The following is a 23,350-nucleotide window of genomic DNA, read 5'->3' as shown; positions in this document are numbered from 1 at the left end:
CCGAATGTCCCACCTTTTACGCCACAGGGCCGCCGGCAAGACTGCACCGGCGGCCCTGTGGACTCAGAATCAGGCGCCGAGCTTGCGGGCCAGGTTCTCGTCGAGCGCGTTCATGAACTCGTCGGTCGACAGCCACGGGGCGTCCCGCGCGATGAGCAGCGCGAGGTCCTTGGTCATCTGACCGCCCTCGACGGTCTCGACGCAGACCTTCTCGAGCGTCTCGGCGAACTCGGTCACCGCGGGGGTGCCGTCGAGCACGCCGCGGTGCTTGAGACCGCCGGTCCAGGCGAAGATCGACGCGATCGGGTTGGTCGACGTCTTCTCGCCCTTCTGCCACTGGCGGTAGTGGCGGGTGACCGTGCCGTGCGCGGCCTCGGCCTCGACGGTCTTGCCGTCGGGCGTCATCAGCACGGAGGTCATCAGGCCGAGCGAGCCGAAGCCCTGGGCCACGGTGTCGGACTGCACGTCACCGTCGTAGTTCTTGCAGGCCCAGACGTAGCCGCCCTCCCACTTCATCGCGGCCGCGACCATGTCGTCGATCAGCCGGTGCTCGTAGGTGAGGCCGGCCGCCTTGAACTCCTCGGCGAACTCGCTCTCGAAGACCTCGGCGAACAGATCCTTGAAGCGTCCGTCGTACGCCTTGAGGATCGTGTTCTTGGTCGAAAGGTAGACCGGGTAGTTGCGGGCCAGGCCGTACCGGAACGAGGCGCGCGCGAAGTCGCGGATCGACTCGTCGTAGTTGTACATCGCCATCGCGACGCCGCCGCCCGGGTAGTCGGCGACGTGGAACTCCATCGGCGCCGAGCCGTCCTCGGGGGTGAACGTGACGGTCAGCTTGCCCGCGCTGGGCACCACGAAGTCGGTGGCCTTGTACTGGTCGCCGTGGGCGTGACGGCCGATGATGATCGGCTTGGTCCAGCCCGGCACCAGCCGCGGCACGTTCTGCATGATGATCGGCTCGCGGAAGACGACGCCGCCGAGGATGTTGCGGATGGTGCCGTTGGGCGACCGCCACATCTTCTTGAGGCCGAACTCCTCGACGCGGGCCTCGTCGGGGGTGATGGTCGCGCACTTGACGCCGACGCCGTGCTGCTTGATGGCGTTGGCCGCGTCGATCGTCACCTGGTCGTCGGTCTCGTCGCGGTACTGGATCGACAGGTCGTAGTACTCGAGCGGGACGTCCAGGTAGGGCAGGATCAGCTGCTCCCGGATCTGCTTCCAGATGATCCGGGTCATCTCGTCGCCGTCGAGCTCCACGACCGGGTTTGTGACCTTGATTTTCGCCATGCGGCCGGCGCTCCTCTCCCGAAAACCGTGCTTAGCAGTACGAGCGTACTGCAGGACTCCTCGTGTTCGCCGGGCGACCCCGGGCCCGCACTTCTTGCCTGGAAAGCTCTTTTTGTAGCCAACCGTCGCATTCGTTGGCCGGATCGCCAGTCCCAGTTTGGCCGCTCGTCGGCGCGCTGTGACCGAAACGCGGTCGCATCGAAGAATGTCATTGCTTGGACGAGAGGGACTCAGCCGGCGGACACTCCTGGCCGGAGATGCCGCCGCCGTCGGCGCCCCCATGCTGCTCGCGGGACCCCAACCTGCAGACGCCTTCGGCTTTTCGCGCTCGGCGCATCGCGGCGTTCCAGGCGTACTACGAGCACATGCCGCTGCGCCGCTCGTCGCTGCCGCGCGGCCTCGACATGCAGCTCTACCGCCGGTTCCGGTTCGGGTCGCCGGCCAGCGTGCACGTGCTCGACACCCGGCAGTACCGCAGCGACCAGCCGGCCACCCTGACCGACGCGCAGAACCCGGCCCTGACCATGACCGGCCCCGCGCAGGAAAAATGGCTGGTCGACGGCCTGCGGCGCTCCGGGTCGAGTTGGAACCTGCTGGCCAACCAGGTGATGTGGGCGCAGAACGACCGTACGGCGGGCCCGGCGCAGACGTTCGACTTCGACAACTGGGACGGCTACCGGGTGCAGCGCAGACGGCTGCTCGAACACTTCGGCAGCGGCCGCGTCGACAACCCGGTGGTGCTCACGGGCGACCGCCACTGCACGTGGGTGAGCGACCTGCGCCCCGACTTCGACGACCCGTCCACCCCGATCGTCGGCGCCGAGATCACCGGCACGTCGATCACGTCGGGCGGCAACCCGAACACGGCGTCGTTCCATGCCACGTACGACCCGATCATGGCGGAGAGCCCACACTGGCGGTACATCGACAACCAGCGGGGTTATGTGGTCTGCGACGTGACCCGTTCCGAGATGACCGGTGCGCGCGTTTGCCGGTCCTGTCGCGTTTCCGGCCTGCCCCGTTTGTGGTCCCGGCCGTTTGCGGTCTGCGCTTTGTAGACAGTTCTCCCCCACAGGCCCGCCCTTCCGGGGGCCACCACCCTAACCCCATTGTTTCGTGGAATGGCGATCTCTGCGGGGCGCTCTGTGGATAACCCTCGACTGTGGATAACCCGCCGGCCGGCCCGCGGCTTGGCAGAATGGCGGCATGTCGATTCACGAGGTCGGAACCATCTCGGTGATCGCCGTCGAGGACGCGGCCGGGCCGTTCTTCGCGCCACGGTCCGAGGCGTTTCCGACGGCCACGGCCGAGCAATGGGCCGCCGCCGACGCGCTCGATCCCGCCGCCCGCACGGCCGACGGTGAGTGGCTGCTGAGGTTCCGGAGCTATGCCGTACGCGTCGGGCCGGCCCGGTCATCCTGGTCGACGCGGGCATCGGGCCGGCCGGGTCGCTCGCGGCCGACTGGGCACCGGTTCCGGGGCGGCTGCCCGAGGCGCTGGCCGAGGCGGGCATCGCGCCCACCGACGTGTCGGCCATCGTGCTGACCCATCTGCACAACGACCACATGGGGTGGGCGGTGCCGCGCGACTCGCCGTTCACCGAGGCCCGCGTGGTGATGCAACAGGCCGACATCGACGCGTACGCCGCCAACCGTGAGCACGCGGGGCAGTACGACCTGCTCGTCGAGCCGTTGCGGGCGGCCGGGCGGTTGGAGGCGCTCGACGGGGAGCGGCAGCTGGCGCCGGGCGTACGGGTGGTGCCGACCCCGGGTCACACCCCGGGCCACCAGTCGGTGTGGGTCGAGTCGGGCCGCGACAGCCTGCTCGTCACCGGCGACCTGCTCGTGCACGCCATCCAACTGCTCGACCCCGACCTCCCGTACGCCGGCGACACGGACCCGGAGCTCGCACGAAAGAGCCGAGGAGCGGCGCTCAGCGAGGCCCGCGGCCGGGGAGCCACGCTCGCCGTCTCCCACTTGGGCAACGCGTTCAGCGCCCCGGCGACCTAATAAGGGCCGCCCGCCGGAAGCCGGGACGCGCTTCGGGCTCTTGCGATCTCATGAGCGTGAGGGAAAGGGACGAGTCGCCGGGAACGGCCCCGGCTGCGTCTGTCCGGCGGCCACGCTGCGTACGAGAAAAGGCCGGAACCAAAAGTCCCGGCCTTCCCAAGTTTCGCGCGGCACACCACGCGGCATCGATCAGAGGTTGGCGACGTCCGCCTGCTTGGCGCGGACGGCCTCGGCGGCCTCCTTGAGACCGGCCAGCTCGGTGTCGGTGAGCTTGTCCTCGACGACCTTCTTGATGCCCTCGGCGCCGATCTGGGCCTCGACGCCCAGGTAGACGCCGGAGATGCCGTACTCGCCGTCGACCCACGCGCAGACCGGCAGGACGGCGCCCGAGTCCTCGACGACGGCCTTGGCCATGCGGGCGGCCGCGGCCGACGGGGCGTAGTAGGCCGAACCGGTCTTGAGCAGGGCCACGACCTCGGCCCCGCCGTTGCGGGTGCGGACGACCAGCTCCTCGATCTTGTCGGCGGGCAGCAGGTCGGACAGCGGCTTGCCGTCGACGGTGCAGCGCGACGGGACCGGCACCATGGTGTCGCCGTGCGAGCCCAGCGTGAGGGCCTTGACACTCTTCACCGGCACCGCGAGGGTCTCGGCGATCGAGTTCGTGAAGCGGGCCGTGTCGAGCACGCCGGCCTGGCCGAACACCCGGTTCTTGGGGAACTGGGTGGCGAGCTGGGCGAGGGCGGTCATCTCGTCGACCGGGTTCGACACGACGATGACGACGGCGTTGGGGGCGTACTTGGCGATGTTCTCGGCGACCTGGCGCACGATCTTCGCGTTGACCTCGAGCAGGTCCATGCGGCTCATGCCGGGCTTGCGGGGCAGGCCGGCGGTGACGACCACGACGTCGGAGCCCTCGATGGCCTCGTAGCCCTCGCCGTTGGGGCCGGTGGTGGCGCCGACGATCTTGGTCTCGAAGCCCTCGATCGGCCGGGACTGGTTCATGTCGAGCGCGAGACCGGCCGGCTTGCCGTCGATGATGTCGGTGAGCACAACGGTTTCGAAGATGTCGTACTCGGCCAGGCGCTGCGCGGTCGTCGAGCCGTAGAAACCGGCACCTACGACGGTTACCTTCTTACCCATTGCTCATCCACTCCCAGTCTAGGGACGATTTTTCCGGACCGTATCAGTCGGTTAACGCCGTATTACCGGCCGGTCGCCTCAACGCGAGTTAAGCCACTGTCGCACCGTGAGCGGTGGCGAACTGCACCGCCTGTTCCAGGTCGATCGTGGCTCCGGTGAGGTCGACACCGCGCAACTCGACCCCGTCGAGGTCGGCACCGCGCAGGTCGGCCCCCTTGAGGACGACGTCGGTGAGCCGCGCGGAGGACAGGTCGGCATCGCGCAGGTCGGCCCGCGAGAGGTCGGCGCCCATCAGGTCGGCCTCCCGCAACCGTAGTCCGCCCAGCCCGACGCCGGTCAGGTTCTGCCCGCGCAGCGACACGAAACCCCAGTCGCCGCCCGCGATCTTGAGGGGCCGCAGCCCGCAGTCGACGAACTGGGTGCCGGTCAGTTTGCAGTCGGTCAGCGTGGCGTCGAAGAACGAGCAGCGCTGCAGCGTCGACTGCATGATGGCCACCCGTTCCAGGACGGCCGCGTTGAACCGTACGTTGCCGAAGGTGCAGTTGGTGAAGACGCACCCGACCAGGTGCGCCTCCGACCAGTCGACGTCGTGGAACGCGCAGTCCTCGTACCGGACACCGGCGACCTCCTCCAGCGCCCAGTCACGGCCGCGGAAGGTGGTGTCCTGCACGAGGTCTTCCATGGCGGGTCAGCCGTGGAAGAAGTGACGGGTGCCGGTGAGATAGACGGTGACGCCGGCCTGGGCCGCGGCCGCGATCACCTGGTCGTCACGGATCGAGCCGCCCGGCTGCACGATCGCCTTGATGCCGGCCGCGACCAGCACCTCGAGCCCGTCGGGGAACGGGAAGAACGCGTCGGAGGCGGCCACGCTGCCCTTGGCCCGGTCGGCGCCGGCCCGGTTGACCGCGAGGTGCGCGGCGTCGACCCGGTTGACCTGGCCCATGCCGACACCGACGGTCGCGCCGTCGTGGGCCAGCAGGATCGCGTTGCTCTTCACGCTGCGGATGGCCCGCCACGCGAACGCCAGGTCGGCCAGGTCGTCGGCCGAGGCGGCCTCGCCGGTCGCCAGCGTCCAGTTGGCCGGGTCGTCGCCGGGCGCGTCGATGCGGTCGGACAGCTGCACCAGCGCGCCCCCGCCGACCTGCTTGACCTCGGCCCGCGGCGGATTCCACTCGGGCGCGATGAGCACCCGCAGCTTCTTCTTGGCGCGGAAGACGTCCAGGGCGGCTTCCTCGTACGCGGGAGCGACGATCACCTCGGTGAAGATGCCGTCGAGCTGCTTGGCCATGGCCTCGGTGACCACGCGGTTGGCCGCGATGACGCCGCCGAACGCCGAGACCGGGTCGCAGTCGTTGGCCTTGCGGTGCGCGTCGGCGATGTCGGCGCCGACCGCGATGCCGCAGGGGTTGGCGTGCTTGATGATGGCCACGCAGGGCTCGTCGAAGTCGTTGGCGCTGCGCCAGGCCGCGTCGGCGTCGACGTAGTTGTTGAACGACAGCTCACCGCCGTGCACCAGCTCGGCCTGGGCCAGACCGGCGGGCGCGCCCGGGTCGGCGTAGAGCGCGGCCTGCTGGTGCGGGTTCTCGCCGTAACGCAGGGTGTTCTGCTTGACCAGGGCCAGGCCGGCGAACGCGGGGAAGCCGGCCTCCTCGACCAGGGTGCTCGCCGTCCAGTTGGCCACGGCCACGTCGTACTCGGCGATGTCGGCGAAGGCCCGGGCCGCGAGCGCCTTGCGCTGAGGAAGCGTGAAGCCACCGTTTTCCAGAGCGTCCGAGATCAGCCCGTACGCCTCGGGGGTCGTCACCACGGCGACCGAGGGGTGGTTCTTCGCGGCCGCGCGCACCATGGCCGGACCGCCGATGTCGATCTGTTCGACGCACTCGTCGACGCCCGCGCCCGACGCCACGGTCTGGGTGAACGGGTAGAGGTTGCTGACCAGCAGCTCGAACGGGGCGATCTCGAGCTCGGCCAGCTGGGCCGCGTGGCTCTCCAGCCGCAGGTCGGCCAGCAGGCCGGCGTGCACGCGGGGGTGCAGCGTCTTGACCCGGCCGTCGAGGGTCTCGGGGAAGCCGGTGAGCTGTTCGACCCGGGTGACGGGGACACCGGCCGCCTCGACGGTGGAGGCGGTCGAACCGGTGGAGACGATCTCGACACCGGCCGCGGAGAGCGCCTGGGCGAGCTCGACGAGGCCGGTCTTGTCGTAAACGCTCAGCAGTGCCCGCTTGATCGGGCGGCGGCCCTCGTCGGAGCTGCTCATGGAATGCGTACCTTCCTGTTCTGAATGGTCCAGCCCTCGCGCACCAGGCGGCCGACGTGCTCGACCAGCTGGGCCCGCTCGGCCACCTTGATCCGCTCGGTCAGCGTGTCTTCCGTGTCGTCGTCGAGCACGGGGACCGCGACCTGGGCGATGATCGGGCCGGTGTCGACGCCGGCGTCGACGAAGAAGAGGGTCGCCCCGGCGATCTTGACGCCGTAGGCGAGGGCGTCGCGCGGGCCGTGGATGCCGGGGAACGACGGCAGCAGCGCGTTGTGGGTGTTGATGTAACGGTCGCCGAACGCGGCCAGGAACTGCGGCCCGACCAGCTTGAGGAAGCCGGCCGAGACGATCAGGTCGGGCTTGAACTCGGCGACGTGGGCGGCGAGGGCGGCGTCCCAGTCGTCTCGCGTCTCGTAGGCCTTCACCGGGTCGACGAAGGTGGGCACACCCGCGGCGGCGGCCCGGTCGAGACCGGCGATGCCGTCGCGGTCGGCGCCCACGGCCACGACCTGCGCGCCGTAGGCGGGGTCGGCCGAGGCGTCGAGCAGAGCCTGAAGGTTGCTGCCCGAACCGGAGACGAGGACGACCAGGCGGGCGGGCGCGGGGTCGGTCACCCGAGCACCCTATCTCCGCACAGCGGGACGACCGACAACGGGTATGGGCTCAGGGCAGGCGAAACAGCTGATCTTCAGATACGCTGCCGGTCCTCAGAGATTCGGATTTCTCACTGCTCACGAGCCATATGCACTCACTGCTCGAGGGCTATATGCACAGGAGGAACTGCGCGTGACTACCCCACCCCCGTACTACGGTCCCCCGGGCGGCGAGCCGGGCGGTGTGCCGGCGGCTCCGGAGAACACCCAGGGTCTTGTCGGCATGATCCTCGGAATCGTGTCGATTCCGCTGGTCTGCTGCTTCTACCTGGGCATTCCGCTGGGCATCGCGGCCGCGGTCGTCAGCTACCTCGGCCTGCAGAAGGCCAACGCGGGCCGGGCCACCAACCGCAGCCAGGCCATGGCCGGCCTGATCACCGGCGCGGTCGGTGCGGTGCTCGGCATCGCCCTGCTGATCTGGGCGATCACCGCGGGCAGCAGCATCAACTGGGAAGACTTCACGAACAACAGCAGCAACTGACGTTCGCGGGAAAAAGGGGGCGCCGGTCGGCGCCCCCTTTTTTCATGCCTTGGGGGCCGGGCGGAGAATCTTGGCCGCGGCCGCGCCAAGGGCCGCCGAGACGCCGAGCACGGCGGTGGCGACCAGACCGACCGTCCACGGGTCGGGGCCGATCGTCGCCAGCCGGCCGTCGCCCAGCGGGCCGCCGGAGAACTCCGCCAGCAGGCCGAGCACCACCCCCGCGACCGGACCGGCGAGTAGACCGCTGCCGAGCACGGCCGGCCACGACGTCTCACGCGGCAGGCGCAGCATGAGCAGCCAGCCCACGGCCAGGCCGGCCGCCACGGGCAGGGCCAGCAACAGGGTTCCGGCCGCGCCCATCGGGCCGTTCGGCAGACCGGCCAGCAGGGGCAGGGTGGGCAGCGGGCCGACGGTCACCTCGGTGAGGCGGATCACCGAGCCGGTGCCGAGCGCGAAGCCGGGGCCGAGCAGGTAGGCCGCCGCCCAGATCACGCCGTTGACGCCGTACGCGAGGCTGACCAGGGTGATGCCCGCCTGGCCGGCCACGCCGGTGCGGTAGGCCGAGATCATGTCGGCCGCCTGGCCGCCGCCGATCGCGATCGAGAGACCGGTGACCCCGGCGCCGGCCGCGAGGACAAAAAGTGCGGCCATGACTCCCGTACGCATCCCGTGGCGCACCGGGCCGGGCAGGCGCTCGGCCCAGACGCGCAGGGCGTCGGTGCCGCGCAAGGAACCGACCAGCGCCGCCCCGCCGCCGATCACGAAGAAGTTGAGCGCGGCCCGGCCCGCGGTGATCTCGGTGCCGCGGCCGTCGACGAGCAGCGCACAGACCGAGCCGAGCAGCGAATAGGTCAGGGCGATGGCGAACGCCACCGACACCGCGCGCAGGGTGGAGCCCGAGCGGCGGGCGCCGACGGCCCGGGTGACGTGCAGGCCGGCCCGGCTCAGCCGCCAGACCACCAGCATGCTGAGCAGCAGCGGGGTGAGGCCGAGAGAACCGATCGAGGTGCCGATAGGAACGCCGTGGCCGAGCAGCCACCCGGCCAGACCGGCGTGGGCGGCGCCCAGCAGGCCCCCGCTGCCCTCGAGGGTGCGGGCAAGGCCGATGACCGCGGCGACCGGCAGATAGGAGAGCAGGGCCGCCCAGAGCGTGGCGAAGGCGGCCGCCACCGGCAGCGGGGCCCGCTTCGCCGGGCGCTGCGGCGGGCGGCGCTGGGTGGGCAGCTTGACCGTCTCGCGGTTGGCCTGGACCTTGTCGTCGACCAGGACCGTGCGCTGCTCCCGGGCGACATCGACGGCTTCGGTCGACCGTTGGACGGCTTCGGTGTCGCGCTGGATCGCCTCGGTGTCGCGCTGGATGTCGACCGGCACGGTCTCGTGGGCGACCTCCGCTGCCTCGGCGACCGCGAAGGGGTCGTCCGAGTCTTCGGTCCGGTCGGGTGTGGTCGGCATCGCGGCCTACTTTTCCACGCCGTGGCCGGGCAGGCGATGCAGAAACGACGGCGCGCCGCCGATCGGATCGCCCGGACCCGTTCGGCGGCGCGCCGGCCGCATGGAGTGCGTGGTCAGCTCATGACCTCGCGCATGAGCCGGGCGGTCTCGCTCGGCGTCTTGCCGACCTTGACGCCCGCGGCCTCGAGGGCCTCCTTCTTGGCGTCCGCGGTGCCCGCGGAGCCCGAGATGATCGCGCCGGCGTGACCCATGGTCTTGCCGGGCGGGGCGGTGAAGCCGGCGATGTAGCCGACGACCGGCTTGGTGACGTTGGCCTTGATGAACTCGGCCGCCCGCTCCTCGGCGTCGCCGCCGATCTCACCGATCATGACGATCGCGTCGGTGTCGGGGTCGTCCTGGAACGCCTTGAGCGCGTCGATGTGCGTGGTGCCGATGACCGGGTCGCCACCGATGCCGACGGCGGTCGAGAAACCGAAGTCGCGCAGCTCGTACATGAGCTGGTAGGTCAGCGTGCCGCTCTTGCTGACCAGGCCGATGCGGCCACCCGGGGTGATGTCGGCCGGGATGATGCCGGCGTTGCTGGCGCCCGGCGAGGCGATGCCCGGGCAGTTCGGGCCGATGATCCGGGTCTTCTGACCGCGGTCCACGTTGTAGGCCCAGGCGGCCGCGCTGTCCTGCACCGGCACGCCCTCGGTGATCACGACGGCGAGCGGGATCTCGGCGTCGATCGCCTCGACGATCGCGGCCTTGGTGAACGCCGGCGGCACGAAGATGACCGACACGTCGGCGCCGGTCTCCTTCATCGCCTCGGCGACGCTCGCGAACACCGGAAGCTCGGTGCCGTCGAAGTCCACCGTCGTGCCGGCCTTGCGCGGGTTCACGCCGCCGACCACGTTGGTGCCCGCGGCCAGCATGCGCCGCGTGTGCTTCGAGCCTTCGGAGCCGGTCATGCCCTGGACGATGACCTTGGATTCCTTGGTGAGCCAGATTGCCATGTCGTCACTTCCCCGCAGCCGCGAGCTCGGCGGCCCGTGCGGCCGCTCCATCCATCGTGTCCACTCGCTCGACCAGCGGGTTGTTCGCGCCGTCGAGGATCGCCCGGCCGGCCTCGGCGTTGTTGCCGTCGAGACGCACGACCAGCGGCTTGGTGACCTGCTCGCCGCGCTCACCGAGCAGGGCGAGAGCCTGGATGATGCCGTTGGCGACCTCGTCGCAGGCGGTGATGCCGCCGAAGACGTTGACGAAGACCGACTTCACGGCCGGGTCGCCGAGGACGATCTCGAGGCCGTTCGCCATCACCTGGGCGCTGGCGCCACCACCGATGTCGAGGAAGTTGGCCGGCTTGACGTTGCCGTGCTGCTCGCCGGCGTAGGCCACCACGTCGAGGGTGGACATGACCAGGCCGGCGCCGTTGCCGATGATGCCGACCTCGCCGTCCAGCTTGACGTAGTTGAGGTTCTTGGCCTTGGCCGCCTGCTCCAGCGGGTCGACCGCGGACTGGTCGACCAGCGCCTCGTGGTCGGGGTGCCGGAACGACGCGTTCTCGTCCAGGGTGACCTTGGCGTCGAGCGCGAGCACGCGGCCGTCGCCGACCTTGGCCAGCGGGTTGACCTCGACCAGGGTGGCGTCCTCGGCGACGAACGCCTGCCACAGCTTGACCGCGATGTCGACGACCTGGTCGGCGACCTCGGCCGGGAACTGGGCCTGGGTGACGATCTCGCGGGCCTTGGCCTCGTCGACGCCCTTGCTGGCGTCGATGGCGACCTTGGCGACGCGGTCGGGGTCCTCCTCGGCGACCTGCTCGATCTCCATGCCGCCGGCGACGCTGGCGATGCAGAGGAAGGTACGGTTGGCGCGGTCGAGCAGGTAGGAGAAGTAGTACTCCTCCTTGATGTCGGCCGTCTCGGCCAGCATCACCTTGTGAACCGTGTGGCCCTTGATGTCCATGCCCAGGATGTCGGTCGCGCGGGCCTCGGCCTCGTCCGGGCCGTCGGCCAGCTTGACGCCGCCCGCCTTGCCACGGCCACCGACCTTGACCTGCGCCTTGACGACAACCTTGCCGCCGAGCCGCTCGGCGATCGCCCGGGCCTCCTGCGGGGTCTCGGCGACGCCACCGCCCAGCACGGGCAGGCCGTGCCGTTCGAAGAGGTCGCGCCCCTGATACTCGAACAGGTCCACGTGTCTCCTTTCGCTCGCGACGGCAAGCAAGCGCCGGCAAGCCACACCGCCCGCGTCCCGACCTGATGTGCGCGGCGGCCTGGGAACAGCGTCGCCGGCGTGAAGAATGTCCGGCCCGTCGGGCCTTCATTCGCAGACTAGCGACCTGAGTACCCGGTCCGTAGGCGCGGGTGCGCGGTGTGCAAGACCACACACCAGAGGTACGTGGGACGGCTGTGCCCGGTGTTCCGGAACTTCCCCGCCGGACGTGCGTAACCACCCACTCCGGGCGTCGTTGAGTGTGGTGTCGGACCGCTACGGCGCGCCCGGCGCGAAGGCGGCCGATGCCCTGTCGGTCGAGGGGTGGCGGCGGGGCATCGTGCATAGAGAGGCCGGACGTGTGAGGGGTGCGTCCGGCCTCTCCCCTTGCCTCCGGCCCATCCGCTTCTCCCTCGGGCTTTCACCGCGGGGTTGAGGCTGGTCGGGCCACCGGCTTTCACGACGGGGTTGAGGCTGGTCGGGTCACCGGCTTTCACCGCGGGGTTGAGGCTGGTCAAGCCACCGGCGAACGGACATTGGCGCGTACCCATTCGATGATGGACGCGGTAGTGGCGCCGGGAGTGAATATGTGGGCGACGCCGAGCTTTTCCAATTCGGCGATGTCGTCGGCCGGAATGATGCCTCCGCCGAATACGACGATGTCGCCGGCGTCACGCTCCGCCAATAGCTCGATCACACGGCGGAACAATGTCATGTGCGCCCCGGACAGAACGGACAAACCGATCGCGTCGGCGTCCTCCTGAATCGAGGTCTCGACGATCTGCTCCGGCGTCTGGTGCAGGCCGGTGTAGACGACCTCCATACCGGCGTCGCGCAGCGCCCTGGCCACGACTTTCGCGCCGCGATCGTGCCCGTCCAGCCCCGGCTTCGCGACGACCACCCTGATCCGTGCCTGCATCCCGACCCTCCGAGCCCGCTGACCGCGTTGTCACCTGAACGAACGGTAACCTGCGGGGCGGGTCCGGGGTAGCCATCGGCGCCAACACGTGATCACCTGCGGTGACGAAAAATGTATTCTGCGTCACCTCACTATCTGTTTTTCATGCCATTACTCCGCGTGCGCGAACAACTGCACGAGGAAAGGTGACCAATTCGGACATTCGCTGCGCAATGCGGACCAGGAAGTGTCAGCGATTTGGCGCTGCGACTTGTGGCCCCGGGGCCATTTCGTTACCGTGGCTCCCGGCTGTCAACCAGTTAACGCTGATCTGACAGCTCGGAACGGTCTCGGATCCCCGGAATTTCGCCCCGTGACCACCGCCGATTTGCCACCGACGGAGGGTTGTTCGTGCGCCAGCGCTTGTCGTCTGAGCCCGATCGTTATCGCGGCCGCCGCCGCGTACCCACCCCTCCGCGCAGCCGTTACGCCGTCGCCGTCACCGCGGCCTTCGCCGGAGCCGGCGTTGTCGCCCTCGGCGCCGCGAACCTTCCGGACCAGAAGCAGATCGACCCACAGGCGCTCACCGCCCAGGGTTCGGTCCAGTCCGTCGACGAGGCCATCGCCGAGCGCGACGCGGGCACCGACGCCGCCTCGCGAAGCAACAACCGCGGCGCCGCCCAGACCCAGGTCAGCGCCGAACAGGCCGAGGCCGACGCCTGGCTCCTCCCCCTGGAGGACTACGACTTCACGTCGGCCTTCGGCGTCCGCTGGAACAAGCTGCACGCCGGCATCGACCTGGCCGCTCCCGAGGGCGTCCCGTTCAAGGCGGTGCACGGCGGCGAGGTCACCCAGGCGGGCTACTACGGCGCCTACGGCTACTCGGTCACGATCAAGGACGACGAGGGCCGCGAGTTCATCTACGCGCACGCCCGGCGGGTTCTGGTCAAGAAGGGCGACGTCGTCAAGGCGGGCCAGGTGCTCGGCCAGGTCGGCAACACCGGCGCCTCCTACGGCACCCACCTGCACCTCGAGGTGCACGTCGACGGCAGCCCGACCGACCCGATCCCGCTGCTGCGTCAGCACGGCGTCGACATCAAGCTCCAGGTCGAGTCGGTGTACGCCAACATGGCCGCCGCGTCCTGACCTCTCTCATACCCGTCAGCGCGCGGGTAAACCTGTGGCGCCGCACACGGCCACGGTTGCAACTCGGGTGAACCGGCCCCGATCTTTCTCATAAAGCCTTCAGGCAGGCCGACAGGCAGATGTCGGTGATCCGTTCTGCCTGGGAGGTCGTTCCGCGTGGCGCTTCGAGCCGAGACCAGTTCCGTCGGGCGGCACCGCCGGGGCCAGGTCCGTCGTCACCGCGCGCCGGGCGTTCTGACCAGTGACCGGGCCCGCACCGTGCTGCTGACCGCCGCCCTGAGCACCGCGCTCGTCACCGGCGTGGCCGGTGGCACGGCCGCGGCCGCCTCCGAGGAGCAGGCCACCCCGGTCGCCGATTTCGCCCCGGTCGAGGCCTTCTCGGCGCCCGAGCCGGGTGCGGCCACGGTCGACGTGGGCCCGTGGAGCCCTCCCTCCGAGGGACAGGCCACCGTCGCGCGCCGCAAGTTCAAGCCGCGCGTGGTCGTCGAGGCCGCGCCGAAGGCCACCACCGCCTGGGTGAACCCGAACCCCTCGGGCAGTGTCACGTCGTGCTTCGGACCGCGCTGGGGACGGCTGCACGCGGGCGTGGACATCGCCGGGCCGGACGGTTCCCCGATCCTCGCCGCGGGCGCCGGTGTCGTCGTGCGGGCGGGCGCGGCCCAGGGCTACGGCAACGCGGTGCTGATCGACCACGGCAACGGCTACCTCACCCACTACGGCCACATGTCGGCGATCGCCGTGCACGAGGGTCAGCGGGTCGAGGCCGGCGAGCAGATCGGCGACGAGGGGTCGACCGGCCACTCCACCGGGCCGCACCTGCACTTCGAGGTGCACGAGGGCTTCTACAAGAACCCGATCGAGCCGGTGCGCTGGCTGCACGAGCACGGCGTCACGCTGAACGGCTGCGCGACCGCCTAGATCTTCTCGATCGGGGCGTGGCGCAGGATCAGCCACATCACCTGGTCGCCGAAGTCGATCTGGGCGCGCGCGCCGGGGCCCTGGCCCTCGACGGTGACCACGCGGCCCAGGCCGTAACGCTGGTGGTTGACCCGGTCGCCGGCCGACACCTTGGGCGTCTGGGGCAGCTCGCTGGCCGTCGACAACCGGCTGGCGTCGATGCCGAGGCGGCTCGCCAGCTGCTGGGCCTTGGGGGTGCCGCCCGCGAAACCCCCGCCGCGGAAACGGTCTCCCCCGCCGCGACCACCCACGCCGCCGCCCGTGCCCGACCATGAGGTGTAGTTGCCGGCCGTGCGCTCCCAGCGGATCAGCTCGGGCGGCAGCTCGTCGGTGAAGCGGGACGGCGGGTTGTATTGCGGCTGGCCCCACGCGCCCCGGGTGACCGCGCGGGAAAGATAGAGCCGCTGCCGCGCGCGGGTGATGCCCACGTAGGCCAGCCGGCGTTCCTCTTCGAGCTCGTTGTTGTCGCCGAGCGCGCGGGTGTGCGGGAAGACGCCGTCTTCGAGGCCGGTCAGGAAGACGACCGGGAACTCCAGGCCCTTGGCCGTGTGCAGCGTCATCAGCGTGACCACGCCCTGGTGGTCGGGGTCGTCGTCGGGCAGCTGGTCGGCGTCGGCCACGAGCGCGACCTGCTCGAGGAAACCGGCCAGGGTGGCGGCGGGCGCCTCGTCGTCCTCGTCGGCCTGGGCCTCGACCCGTTCGGTGTATTCGCGGGCGACGCTCACCAGTTCCTGCAGGTTCTCGACGCGGCCCTGGTCTTGCGGGTCGAGGCTCTCTTCCAGCTCGGAGAGCAGGCCGGAACGCTGCAACGCCAGCTCCAGCACCTCTTCGGGCGGTGAGCTCTGCGCGGCCTCGCGCAGGTCGTCGAGCAGCTGCACGAAGTCGGCGATGCTGTTGGCCGAGCGGGCGGCGATGCCGGGGGCGTCCTTCGCGTGGCGCAGGGCCTGGCCGAACGAGATGCGGTCGCGCGAGCTCAGCGCCTCGACGCAGGCCTCGGCCCGGTCGCCGATGCCGCGCTTGGGCGTGTTGAGCACACGACGGATGCTCACCGTGTCGTCGTCGTTCACGACGGCCCGCAGGTAGGCCAGCGCGTCGCGGACCTCTTTGCGCTCGTAGAACCGGACGCCGCCGACCACCTTGTAGGGCAGGCCGACCCGGATGAACACCTCTTCGAAGACACGGGACTGCGCGTTGGTGCGGTAGAACACGGCCACGTCACCGGGGCGCACGCCCTCGCGGTCACCCAGGCGGTCGATCTCGCGGGCGACCCAGTCGGCCTCGGCGTGTTCGGTGTCGGCGACATAACCCACGATCTGCTCGCCGGCGCCCTGGTCGCTCCAGAGCCGCTTGGGCTTGCGCGACGTGTTGCGGTCGATCACCGCGTTGGCCGCCGACAGGATGGTCTGGGTGGAGCGGTAGTTCTGCTCGAGCAGGATCGTGCGGGCGTCGGGGTAGTCGCGCTCGAACTCGAGGATGTTGCGGATCGTGGCGCCGCGGAACGCGTAGATCGACTGGTCGGCGTCACCCACCACGCACAGCTCAGCGGGTTCGACCTCCCCACCCTTCTCACCCACCAGCTCTTTCACCAGCATGTACTGCGCGTGGTTGGTGTCCTGGTATTCGTCGACCATCACGTGGCGGAAGCGGCGACGATAGGTCTCGGCGACGTGGGGATGCGACTGGAACAGGTGGACCGTGGTCATGATGATGTCGTCGAAGTCGAGCGCGTGCGCCTCCCGGAGGCGGCGCTGATAGAGCTCGTAGGCCTCGGCGACCGCCCGCTCGGCCGGCCCCTTGGCCTTCTCCTTGAACTCCTCGGGCTCGACCAGCTCGTTCTTCAGGTTGGACACCTGGGCCGTCAGGCCGCGCGCCGAGTAGCGCTTGGGGTCGAGGTCGAGCTCGCGGATCACCAGCGTCATGAGACGGCGCGAGTCGTCGGCGTCGTAGATCGAGAACGAGCTCTTGAGGCCGGCGTGCTCGTGTTCGGCGCGCAGGATGCGCACGCACGCCGAGTGGAACGTCGACACCCACATGAGCCGGGCGCGCGGGCCGACGAGCTGGGCCACCCGCTCCTTCATCTCACCGGCGGCCTTGTTGGTGAACGTGATCGCGATGATCTGGCCGGGGTGGACGTCGCGCTCGGCGAGCAGATAGGCGATGCGATGGGTCAGCACCCGGGTCTTGCCGGAGCCGGCGCCGGCCACGATGAGCAGCGGCGAACCGGCGTGGGTGACGGCGTCACGCTGGGGCCCGTTGAGCCCCGTGAGCAGGGACTCCGGGTCGAGCCCGCGTTTGGGCCGGGCCTGCTCGGGAGCGCGGGTGGCGGGCATGGCGAACAGGGCGCCGTCGGGGGTTTCAGAAGAAGGTCGCATCGCGGGGTGAAGTCTATGCCGACCCCCCGACAAGAATTCGCCCTCGCCGTGTGCCATCGATGCGACTTGTTTATCCACAGGTAGTAGCGCTCACCAGCTTCGATACACGAGGCTGTCGGAGTTGCCTGACCATCGTCGATCCTTCGTCCGACTGGGAGACCGAACAAAATGGACCGTCCCCGTCTTCGCGGCCGGGCCGGGCTGCGCCACCTCGCGGCCCCGGCCCTGGCCCTGGCCGTCGTCGCGGCGCTGCCCCTGGCCCCCGCCGCCGACACGCCCGCGGCCGCCGCGCCACCGCCCGAGTTCCAGCCCGTCAGCGTGAACGCCGGGCTGCCCCAGGGCGCCACCGTCAAGGGCCAGTTCCTGAGCTACAACGACTTCCACGGCGCGATCGACCCGCCGAGCGGGAGCGGCGCGGTGGTCAACGCCTCCGGCACCTCGACGCCCGCGGGCGGGGTGGAATACCTCGCCACATACCTCAAGAAGCTGCGCGCCGAGGCCAAGGCCGAGGGCCGCCAGACCGTCACGGTGGGCGCCGGCGACCTCGTCGGGGCGACCCCGCTGGTCAGCGCCGCGTTCCACGACGAGCCGACCATCGAGCTGATGAACCAGATCGGGCTGCAGGTGAGCTCGGTCGGCAACCACGAGTTCGACGAGGGTGTCGACGAGCTGATCCGCCTGCAGCGCGGCGGCTGCCACCCGACCGACGGCTGCCAGGACGGCGACGGCTTCAAGGGCGCCAAGTTCACCTATCTGGCCGCCAACACGATCGACAACCGCACCAAGCTGCCGATCCTGCCGCCCATCGACATCAAGCTGATCAACGGTGTCCCGGTCGGCTTCGTCGGCATGACGCTCGAGGGCACCCCCGGCATCGTCAACCCCGCCGGCATCAAGAACGTGCACTTCACCGACGAGGTCGAGACCGCCAACAAGTGGGGCAACCTGCTCAAGCTGTTCGGTGTGAAGGCCCAGGTGCTGCTCGTGCACGAGGGCGGCTCGCAGGCCACGGCCACGCCGACCCCGGGCGTATCGGACTGCACCGGCTTCAGCGGCCCGATCGTGCCGATCGTGGCCGGCCTCAACCCCGAGTTCGGTCTGGTCGTCTCGGGTCACACCCACCGGTTCTACACGTGCAAGCTGCCCACCAAGGGCGGCACCGCGGTGGTCACCAGCGCCGGCACCAACGGCCAGCTGATCACCGACATCGACTGGTCGGTCGACTGCCGCACGGGCCGGTTCGCCCAGGTCACCGCGAAGAACGTGATCGTCGAGAACGGCGTGCCGGACGGCAACGGCGGCTGGCAGCGCGACGCCAACGGGGTCTACCTCAAGAACCCGGCCACGGTCGACGCGGGGGCCAAGAAGATCGCCGACAAATACCGTACGGCGGTGGCCCCGATCGCCAACCGGGTGGTGGGCCGCATCACCGCCGACATCACCCGCACCGCGACGCCGGCCGGGGAGACGCCGCTCGGTGACGTGATCGCCGACGCCCAGCTGGCCCGCACGACCGGCGACGGCGCCCAGATCGCGCTGATGAACCCGGGCGGCATCCGGGCCGACTTCGACGCCGAGGCCTCCTCCGGCGGGGAAGCGAACGGCGAGGTGACGTACGGGGAAGCCTTCACGGTTCAGCCCTTCAACAACCTCGTGGTCACCCAGACCTTCACCGGCGCGCAGATCAAGGCGGTGCTGGAGCAGCAGTTCGCCGGCTTCAACGGCCAGACCACGACCAAGATCCTGCAGGTGTCGAACGGCTTCACGTACACGTGGAGCGCCTCGGCCGCCCTCGGCTCCAAGATCTCGAACCTGGCCCTGAACGGGACGCCGATCGACCCGGCCGCCTCCTACAAGGTGACGACGAACGACTTCCTGGCCAACGGCGGCGACGGCTTCACGTCTCTGACCGCGGGCACCGGCCGTACGACGGCTCCGGGCTTCGACGTCGACGCGCTGGTGGCCTACCTGGGCGCCGGCGAGCCGGTCGCGCCCGGCCCGGCCAACCGCATCACCACCGTCGCCTGACGTCGGTGCTGTCGTCCCACGGATCGGGCGGTTTCCTTGCGGAGCCGCTCGTGACGGGGGCATACTCGGCTCCGTGATCCAGCAGACGCGATTTTTTTATGGCACCGGGAGTCCGGCTGCCGTAGGCGTCTGAACGACAGACCTACATCGAGCCCCGGGCTTCACCGCCCGGGGCTTGATGCTGCCCGGGCCGGGTCGACCGGGGCGCAAGCACCCGAGGAGCACGACATGACCGCCGATCTGATGGACCAGAACACCGGCGCGGGCGAGCCGCTGGCCGCCGACGAGATCCGCGCCATGCGCGAACGGATCGACGAGATCGATCAGCAGATCATCGACCTCTGGCAGGAGCGGGCCCGCCTCTCCCAGACGGTCGGCAAGACCCGCATGGCCAGCGGCGGCACCCGCCTGGTCCTCTCCCGCGAGCGCGAGATCGTCGAGCGTTTCCGCCAGGCCATGGGTCCCGACGGAGCCCAGGTCGCCCTGATGATCCTCCGAGCCGGCCGCGGTCCTCTCTGAGGCGTCGCGTCACGGCCCTCCAGGGCGTCAGAAGCGGCGCATGACGTCGCGGATCTCGGCGAAGTGGCAGGCGCTCGGGTGCGGTGAGCGCTCGCGGATCTGCAGCAGAGGCTCGTGTTCGGCGCAGCCGGGCTGGGCCTTCCAGCAGCGCGTGCGGAAGCGGCACCCCGACGGCGGATCGGCCGGTGACGGCACGTCGCCGGAGAGCATGATGTGGTCGCGGCGGCCGCGCAGGCGCGGGTCGGGGACGGGTACGGCCGAGAGCAGCGCCTGCGTGTAGGGGTGGGTGGGCTGGTCATAGATCGCCACCTGGTTGCCGTACTCGACGATCTTTCCGAGATACATCACGGCGACCCGGTCGGAGATGTGGCGCACCACCGACAGGTCGTGGGCGATGAAGACGTAGGAGAGGCCGAGCCGGCGCTGCAGGCCCTCCAGCAGGTTGATCACCTGAGCCTGGATCGACACGTCGAGGGCCGACACCGGCTCGTCGCAGACGATGATCTCGGGGCGCAGGGCGAGGGCGCGGGCGATGCCGATGCGCTGGCGCTGGCCGCCGGAGAACTGGTGCGGGTAGCGGTTGATGTGGTCGGGGTTGAGCCCGACCAGGTCGAGCAGTTCCTGCACGGCCCGCTGCTTGCCGTGCTGCGGCACGGCGTCGGGGTGGATGTCGTACGGCTCACCGATGATGTCGCCGACCGTCATGCGCGGGTTGAGCGACGTGTACGGGTCCTGCATGACCATCTGGATGTTGCGGCGCGCCCGGCGCAGGCTGCTGCCTCGCAGCCGGGCCATGTTGTCGCCGCGCACCCGGATCTCGCCGCCGGACGGCTTCTCCAGCCCGACGAGCAGCTTGGCCAGCGTCGACTTGCCGCAACCGGACTCCCCGACGACGCCGAGGGTCTCGCCCCGGCGCAGTTGCAGGTCGACCCCGTCGACCGCCCGCACGGCCCCGGCCCGGGTCTTGAAGTGTTTGACCAGCCCGCGGGTCTCGAGCACGACGTCAGACACCGAGGACCTCCCGGACGAAGTGGCAGCTGGCGATCCGCTGCGGCGCGATCTGATAGGCCGGTGGCGGTTCGATGCCGCAGATCTCCCGGGCGTACGCGCATCGGGGGTGGAAGGCGCAGCCGCGCGGGATGTCGGTGAGGGCCGGTGGCAGCCCCCGGATCACGTTCAGCTGCCGCCCCTTGAGGTCGAGGCGCGGGATCGATTCGAGCAGGGCCTTGGTGTAGGCGTGGGCCGGGCGCGCGTAGATGTCGTAGACCGGCGCCTCCTCGACGACCTGGCCGGCGTACATGACGGCGATCCGGTCGGCGACGTCGGCCACCACGCCCATGTCGTGCGTGATCAGCATCAGGCCCATGTTGCGCTCGCGCTGCAGCTCGGCCAGCAGCCCCATGATCTGGGCCTGCACGGTCACGTCGAGGGCGGTGGTGGGCTCGTCGGCGATCAGCACCTCGGGGTCGAGCGCGAGCGCCATCGCGATCATGACGCGCTGCCGCATGCCGCCGGAGAACTCGTGCGGGTAGTCGTTGACCCGCCGTTTCGCGTCGGGGATGCGGACCTGGTCGAGCAGTTCGACCGCGCGGCGTTTGGCATCGCCCCGGGACATGCCGCGGTGCACCCGGAACAGCTCGCCGAGCTGGAACCCGACGGTGTAGACCGGGTTCAGGGCGCTCAGGGCGTCCTGGAAGATCATCGCGATGCGGTTGGCGCGCACCTTGCGCCGGTCGTTCTCGGGCAAGCGCAGCAGGTCGACGCCCCGGTAGAGCACCTGGCCGCCGGTCACGTGCGCGGGCGGGGTGTCGAGAATGCCCATGATCGCCTGGGCCGTCACCGATTTGCCGCAGCCCGACTCGCCGAGCACGGCGAGTGTCTCGCCCGGGTGCAGCCGCAGGGTGACGCCGTTGACCGCGCGGGCCACCCCTTCCCTCGTACGGAATTCCACCCGGAGGTCGCGGACGTCGAGCAACGGCGCCCGTGGGTCGATGCCGGGAACAGCGTCCATCTGAGCCGTGATGTCGGTCATCGGCGCCTCACCGCAGTTTCGGGTCGAAGGCGTCGCGGACGGCGTCGCCGAGCATGATGAAGGCGAGCACGGTGGCCGCCAGGAACACGGACGGCCACACCAGCGGGGCGGCCGCGGTACGCGCGTAAGGGCCGGTCTCGGCGATGGCCAGACCCCAGCTCACGGCGTCGCCCTTGAGCCCGACACCGAGGTAGGACAGCGTGGCCTCGCCGGCGATGTTGACGCCGAGCAGGATCGTCAGCACCACGATGAACGGGCTGATCGAGTTGGGCAGGATGTGCCGGAACATCAGCCGGCCCGGGCCCGCGCCGAGCATCCGGGCCGCGGCGACGTAGTCCTGGTTCTTCGCCGAGATCACGGCCGACCGCATCACGCGGGCGGCCGCCGTCCAGCCCAGCACCCCGAGCGTGAGGATGACGGCGACCACCCCGTTGCTCTCCGGGTCGGACGACAGGCGCTTGGCCAGCACGATCGCGCCGAGCAGGAACGGCACGCCGAGCATCACGTCGATGAAGCGGGACAGCAGGGCGTCGATCCAGCCTCCGGCATAGCCGGCCGCGAGCCCGACGAACAGGCCGATCACGCCGGCGATCAGGGTGGCCGCGATGGCGACGACGACGGAGTCGCGGGCCCCGTACACGGTCTTGGCATAGACGTCGCAGCCCTGGAAGTCGTACCCGAAGATCGCCCCGCCGGAGGCTCCGGCGTTCTTGCGCGCCAGCAGGCAGTCGCCCGGGTCGGCCGAGGTGAACAGCGACGGCCAGGCCGCCATCAGCAGGACGACCACGACCAGCGCGGCGGCGATCCAGAAGACCTTGCGGGAGCGCAGATCGAGCCAGGCGTCGCCGGCCAGGCCGCGCGGCTTGCCGGCATCGGTCGCGGGGGCCTCGGCCGTCGTCACGGCGTTGAGGTCACTCATAGCGGATCCTCGGATCGAGGGCGGCGTACAGCAGGTCGACGATCAGGTTGACCACCAGGAAGACGATCACCAGGATGCTGACGAAGCCGACGACGACCGGGCCGTCCTCGGTGCGTACGCCGCGGAAGAGGTTGAAGCCGACACCGGGGATGTTGAACACGCCCTCGGTCACGATCGCGCCCGACATCAGCACGCCGATGTCCACCCCGATCAGGGTGATCACCGGGATCAGCGAGTTGCGCAGCACGTGCACGCCGATCACGCGCCGGGGCGCCAGACCCTTGGCCCGGGCCGTACGCACGTAGTCCGCTCGCAGGTTCTCCGCGACCGACGTGCGGGTCACCCGCAACTCGGTCGCGATCACCAGGCTGCCCAGCACCAGGGCGGGCAGCAGCAGCTGGTAGAGGTTGGCGTCGCGGCCGGCGGTGGGCGGGAACCAGCCCAGCTGAATGCCGAAGATGAGCTGGGCCAGCGGGGCCAGCACCACGATCGGCATGGAGAGCACGATGAGCGTCAGCACCAGGGTGACGGTGTCGAACGCGCCGCCCCGCCGGATGCCGGAGAGCACCCCGGCCCCGATGGCGATCACGGCCGCGATGACGATCGCCAGCAGCGCCAGCCGGATGGTCACCGGCCAGGCCTGGGCCAGCATGTCGCCGATCGGGCGGCCGGTCAGCGACTGGCCGAAATCGCCGGTGAGCAGGCCCTTGAGGTAGTGCCAGTACTGGGCGAAGAAACCTTCGTCGAGGTGGTAGCGGGCGTTGAGCGCCGTCCGCTGGCTGTCGGTGAGGGGGCGGTCACCGACCAGCGCCTGAAAGGGGTCGTCGACGTACGCGAACATCAGCGCGTGGACGACGAACGTCGCTCCGAAGAAGGTGAGGACCATCTGGAGCAGGCGCCGCACGATATAGCGGAACATGTGGTGAAGCCTTTTGGGCGAGGGGCACGAGGACGATCAGAAAGCGGTGGCGCCACGGTTTCACCTCAACCGTGGCGCCACCACT

General features: G+C 70.0%; 21 protein-coding genes. 7 read left to right on the top strand and 14 right to left on the bottom strand.

The features are described 5' to 3' along the window. Positions 1 to 69 precede the first annotated feature (69 nt). Complete coding sequence (locus tag JIG36_RS27370) at positions 70 to 1,287, bottom strand: NADP-dependent isocitrate dehydrogenase (RefSeq protein WP_203379250.1); 1,218 nt, start codon at positions 1,285 to 1,287, stop codon at positions 70 to 72. Positions 1,288 to 1,502: 215 nt separating this feature from the next. Between JIG36_RS27370 and JIG36_RS27365 the strand changes: the two genes are divergently transcribed. Beyond that, positions 1,503 to 2,345: an alkaline phosphatase D family protein gene (locus JIG36_RS27365; protein WP_203379249.1), complete on the top strand. Its 843-nt coding sequence runs from the start codon at positions 1,503 to 1,505 to the stop codon at positions 2,343 to 2,345. A gap of 306 nt (positions 2,346 to 2,651) precedes the next feature. Then, the gene (locus JIG36_RS27360; RefSeq protein ID WP_307872930.1) at positions 2,652 to 3,296 is read left to right on the top strand and encodes an MBL fold metallo-hydrolase; all 645 of its coding nucleotides are present in this window, start codon (positions 2,652 to 2,654) and stop codon (positions 3,294 to 3,296) included. Between the two features lie 189 nt (positions 3,297 to 3,485). On the opposite strand, the gene mdh is transcribed toward JIG36_RS27360, so the two are convergent. The 4 genes from mdh to purN all read right to left on the bottom strand — a co-directional run bounded on the left by mdh (position 3,486) and on the right by purN (position 7,307). Further along, positions 3,486 to 4,436, bottom strand: a complete 951-nt coding sequence (gene mdh, locus JIG36_RS27355) for a malate dehydrogenase (RefSeq protein ID WP_203379248.1) — start codon at positions 4,434 to 4,436, stop codon at positions 3,486 to 3,488. Positions 4,437 to 4,524: 88 nt separating this feature from the next. Continuing rightward, entirely contained in the window at positions 4,525 to 5,118 is a 594-nt protein-coding gene (locus tag JIG36_RS27350) for a pentapeptide repeat-containing protein (protein ID WP_203379247.1), read from the bottom strand. Between the two features lie 6 nt (positions 5,119 to 5,124). Further along, positions 5,125 to 6,693, bottom strand: coding sequence for a bifunctional phosphoribosylaminoimidazolecarboxamide formyltransferase/IMP cyclohydrolase (purH, locus tag JIG36_RS27345; protein ID WP_203379246.1), 1,569 nt, complete (start codon positions 6,691 to 6,693; stop codon positions 5,125 to 5,127). Next, positions 6,690 to 7,307, bottom strand: coding sequence for a phosphoribosylglycinamide formyltransferase (purN, locus tag JIG36_RS27340; RefSeq protein ID WP_203379245.1), 618 nt, complete (start codon positions 7,305 to 7,307; stop codon positions 6,690 to 6,692). The genes purH and purN overlap by 4 nt, the downstream gene beginning before the upstream one ends. Before the next feature lie 172 nt (positions 7,308 to 7,479). On the opposite strand from purN, the gene JIG36_RS27335 reads away from it, so the two are divergent. Then, the gene (locus JIG36_RS27335; protein WP_203379244.1) at positions 7,480 to 7,827 is read left to right on the top strand and encodes a DUF4190 domain-containing protein; all 348 of its coding nucleotides are present in this window, start codon (positions 7,480 to 7,482) and stop codon (positions 7,825 to 7,827) included. A gap of 42 nt (positions 7,828 to 7,869) precedes the next feature. Here JIG36_RS27335 and JIG36_RS27330 read toward each other — a convergent pair whose 3' ends face one another. The 4 genes from JIG36_RS27330 to icmB all read right to left on the bottom strand — a co-directional run bounded on the left by JIG36_RS27330 (position 7,870) and on the right by icmB (position 12,394). Beyond that, a complete protein-coding gene (locus tag JIG36_RS27330; protein ID WP_236048292.1) occupies positions 7,870 to 9,279 on the bottom strand; it encodes a cell division protein PerM in 1,410 nt (469 codons plus the stop codon). 113 nt (positions 9,280 to 9,392) lie between these two features. Then, entirely contained in the window at positions 9,393 to 10,274 is an 882-nt protein-coding gene (gene sucD, locus JIG36_RS27325) for a succinate--CoA ligase subunit alpha (RefSeq protein WP_203379243.1), read from the bottom strand. 4 nt (positions 10,275 to 10,278) lie between these two features. Further along, the gene (sucC, locus tag JIG36_RS27320) at positions 10,279 to 11,457 is read right to left on the bottom strand and encodes an ADP-forming succinate--CoA ligase subunit beta (RefSeq protein ID WP_203379242.1); all 1,179 of its coding nucleotides are present in this window, start codon (positions 11,455 to 11,457) and stop codon (positions 10,279 to 10,281) included. 532 nt (positions 11,458 to 11,989) lie between these two features. After that, positions 11,990 to 12,394 (bottom strand): coenzyme B12-dependent isobutyryl CoA mutase small subunit, encoded by a 405-nt coding sequence (gene icmB, locus JIG36_RS27315; protein WP_203379241.1) that lies wholly within the window; start codon positions 12,392 to 12,394, stop codon positions 11,990 to 11,992. A 390-nt stretch (positions 12,395 to 12,784) separates the two neighbouring features. Here icmB and JIG36_RS27310 point away from each other — a divergent pair, with 390 nt between their 5' ends. Then, a complete protein-coding gene (locus JIG36_RS27310; RefSeq protein ID WP_203379240.1) occupies positions 12,785 to 13,519 on the top strand; it encodes a M23 family metallopeptidase in 735 nt (244 codons plus the stop codon). 156 nt (positions 13,520 to 13,675) lie between these two features. Next, on the top strand, positions 13,676 to 14,437 hold the full coding sequence (locus tag JIG36_RS27305) for a M23 family metallopeptidase (protein ID WP_307872929.1): 762 nt from the start codon (positions 13,676 to 13,678) through the stop codon (positions 14,435 to 14,437). On the opposite strand, the gene pcrA is transcribed toward JIG36_RS27305, so the two are convergent. Then, entirely contained in the window at positions 14,434 to 16,848 is a 2,415-nt protein-coding gene (pcrA, locus tag JIG36_RS27300; protein WP_203379239.1) for a DNA helicase PcrA, read from the bottom strand. The two genes, JIG36_RS27305 and pcrA, sit on opposite strands and share 4 nt — an antisense overlap. A gap of 168 nt (positions 16,849 to 17,016) precedes the next feature. On the opposite strand from pcrA, the gene JIG36_RS27295 reads away from it, so the two are divergent. Then, positions 17,017 to 18,876, top strand: a complete 1,860-nt coding sequence (locus tag JIG36_RS27295) for a bifunctional metallophosphatase/5'-nucleotidase (protein WP_203379238.1) — start codon at positions 17,017 to 17,019, stop codon at positions 18,874 to 18,876. Positions 18,877 to 19,104: 228 nt separating this feature from the next. Next, complete coding sequence (locus JIG36_RS27290; protein ID WP_203379237.1) at positions 19,105 to 19,395, top strand: chorismate mutase; 291 nt, start codon at positions 19,105 to 19,107, stop codon at positions 19,393 to 19,395. Between the two features lie 27 nt (positions 19,396 to 19,422). On the opposite strand, the gene JIG36_RS27285 is transcribed toward JIG36_RS27290, so the two are convergent. From JIG36_RS27285 to JIG36_RS27270, 4 genes are read right to left on the bottom strand one after another with little or no spacing between them, the layout of a single operon-like run. After that, a complete protein-coding gene (locus JIG36_RS27285; protein WP_203379236.1) occupies positions 19,423 to 20,406 on the bottom strand; it encodes an ABC transporter ATP-binding protein in 984 nt (327 codons plus the stop codon). Further along, on the bottom strand, positions 20,399 to 21,427 hold the full coding sequence (locus tag JIG36_RS27280; RefSeq protein ID WP_203379235.1) for an ABC transporter ATP-binding protein: 1,029 nt from the start codon (positions 21,425 to 21,427) through the stop codon (positions 20,399 to 20,401). The genes JIG36_RS27285 and JIG36_RS27280 overlap by 8 nt, the downstream gene beginning before the upstream one ends. Positions 21,428 to 21,434: 7 nt before the next feature. Next, complete coding sequence (locus tag JIG36_RS27275; protein WP_203379234.1) at positions 21,435 to 22,346, bottom strand: ABC transporter permease; 912 nt, start codon at positions 22,344 to 22,346, stop codon at positions 21,435 to 21,437. Beyond that, complete coding sequence (locus JIG36_RS27270; protein WP_203379233.1) at positions 22,339 to 23,265, bottom strand: ABC transporter permease; 927 nt, start codon at positions 23,263 to 23,265, stop codon at positions 22,339 to 22,341. The genes JIG36_RS27275 and JIG36_RS27270 overlap by 8 nt, the downstream gene beginning before the upstream one ends. Between the last annotated feature and the right edge of the window lie 85 nt (positions 23,266 to 23,350).

This window comes from Paractinoplanes ovalisporus (assembly GCF_016834655.1).
GTDB classification, from domain to species: Bacteria; Actinomycetota; Actinomycetes; order Mycobacteriales; family Micromonosporaceae; genus Actinoplanes; species Actinoplanes ovalisporus.
Note: the sequence above shows the minus strand (reverse complement) of the source record. Positions and strands in the feature narration are given on the sequence as shown.

Excerpts from the sequence above, each read along its gene's own strand:
- JIG36_RS27370 (WP_203379250.1), bottom strand. The coding sequence starts at position 1,287 with ATGGCGAAAATCAAGGTCACAAACCCGGTCGTGGAGCTCGACGGCGAC.
- mdh (WP_203379248.1), bottom strand. The coding sequence starts at position 4,436 with ATGGGTAAGAAGGTAACCGTCGTAGGTGCCGGTTTCTACGGCTCGACG.
- JIG36_RS27350 (WP_203379247.1), bottom strand. The coding sequence starts at position 5,118 with ATGGAAGACCTCGTGCAGGACACCACCTTCCGCGGCCGTGACTGGGCG.
- purH (WP_203379246.1), bottom strand. The coding sequence starts at position 6,693 with ATGAGCAGCTCCGACGAGGGCCGCCGCCCGATCAAGCGGGCACTGCTG.
- JIG36_RS27330 (WP_236048292.1), bottom strand. The coding sequence starts at position 9,279 with ATGCCGACCACACCCGACCGGACCGAAGACTCGGACGACCCCTTCGCG.
- sucD (WP_203379243.1), bottom strand. The coding sequence starts at position 10,274 with ATGGCAATCTGGCTCACCAAGGAATCCAAGGTCATCGTCCAGGGCATG.
- icmB (WP_203379241.1), bottom strand. The coding sequence starts at position 12,394 with ATGCAGGCACGGATCAGGGTGGTCGTCGCGAAGCCGGGGCTGGACGGG.
- pcrA (WP_203379239.1), bottom strand. The coding sequence starts at position 16,848 with ATGCGACCTTCTTCTGAAACCCCCGACGGCGCCCTGTTCGCCATGCCC.
- JIG36_RS27295 (WP_203379238.1), top strand. The coding sequence starts at position 17,017 with ATGGACCGTCCCCGTCTTCGCGGCCGGGCCGGGCTGCGCCACCTCGCG.
- JIG36_RS27290 (WP_203379237.1), top strand. The coding sequence starts at position 19,105 with ATGACCGCCGATCTGATGGACCAGAACACCGGCGCGGGCGAGCCGCTG.
- JIG36_RS27280 (WP_203379235.1), bottom strand. The coding sequence starts at position 21,427 with ATGACCGACATCACGGCTCAGATGGACGCTGTTCCCGGCATCGACCCA.
- JIG36_RS27275 (WP_203379234.1), bottom strand. The coding sequence starts at position 22,346 with ATGAGTGACCTCAACGCCGTGACGACGGCCGAGGCCCCCGCGACCGAT.
- JIG36_RS27270 (WP_203379233.1), bottom strand. The coding sequence starts at position 23,265 with ATGTTCCGCTATATCGTGCGGCGCCTGCTCCAGATGGTCCTCACCTTC.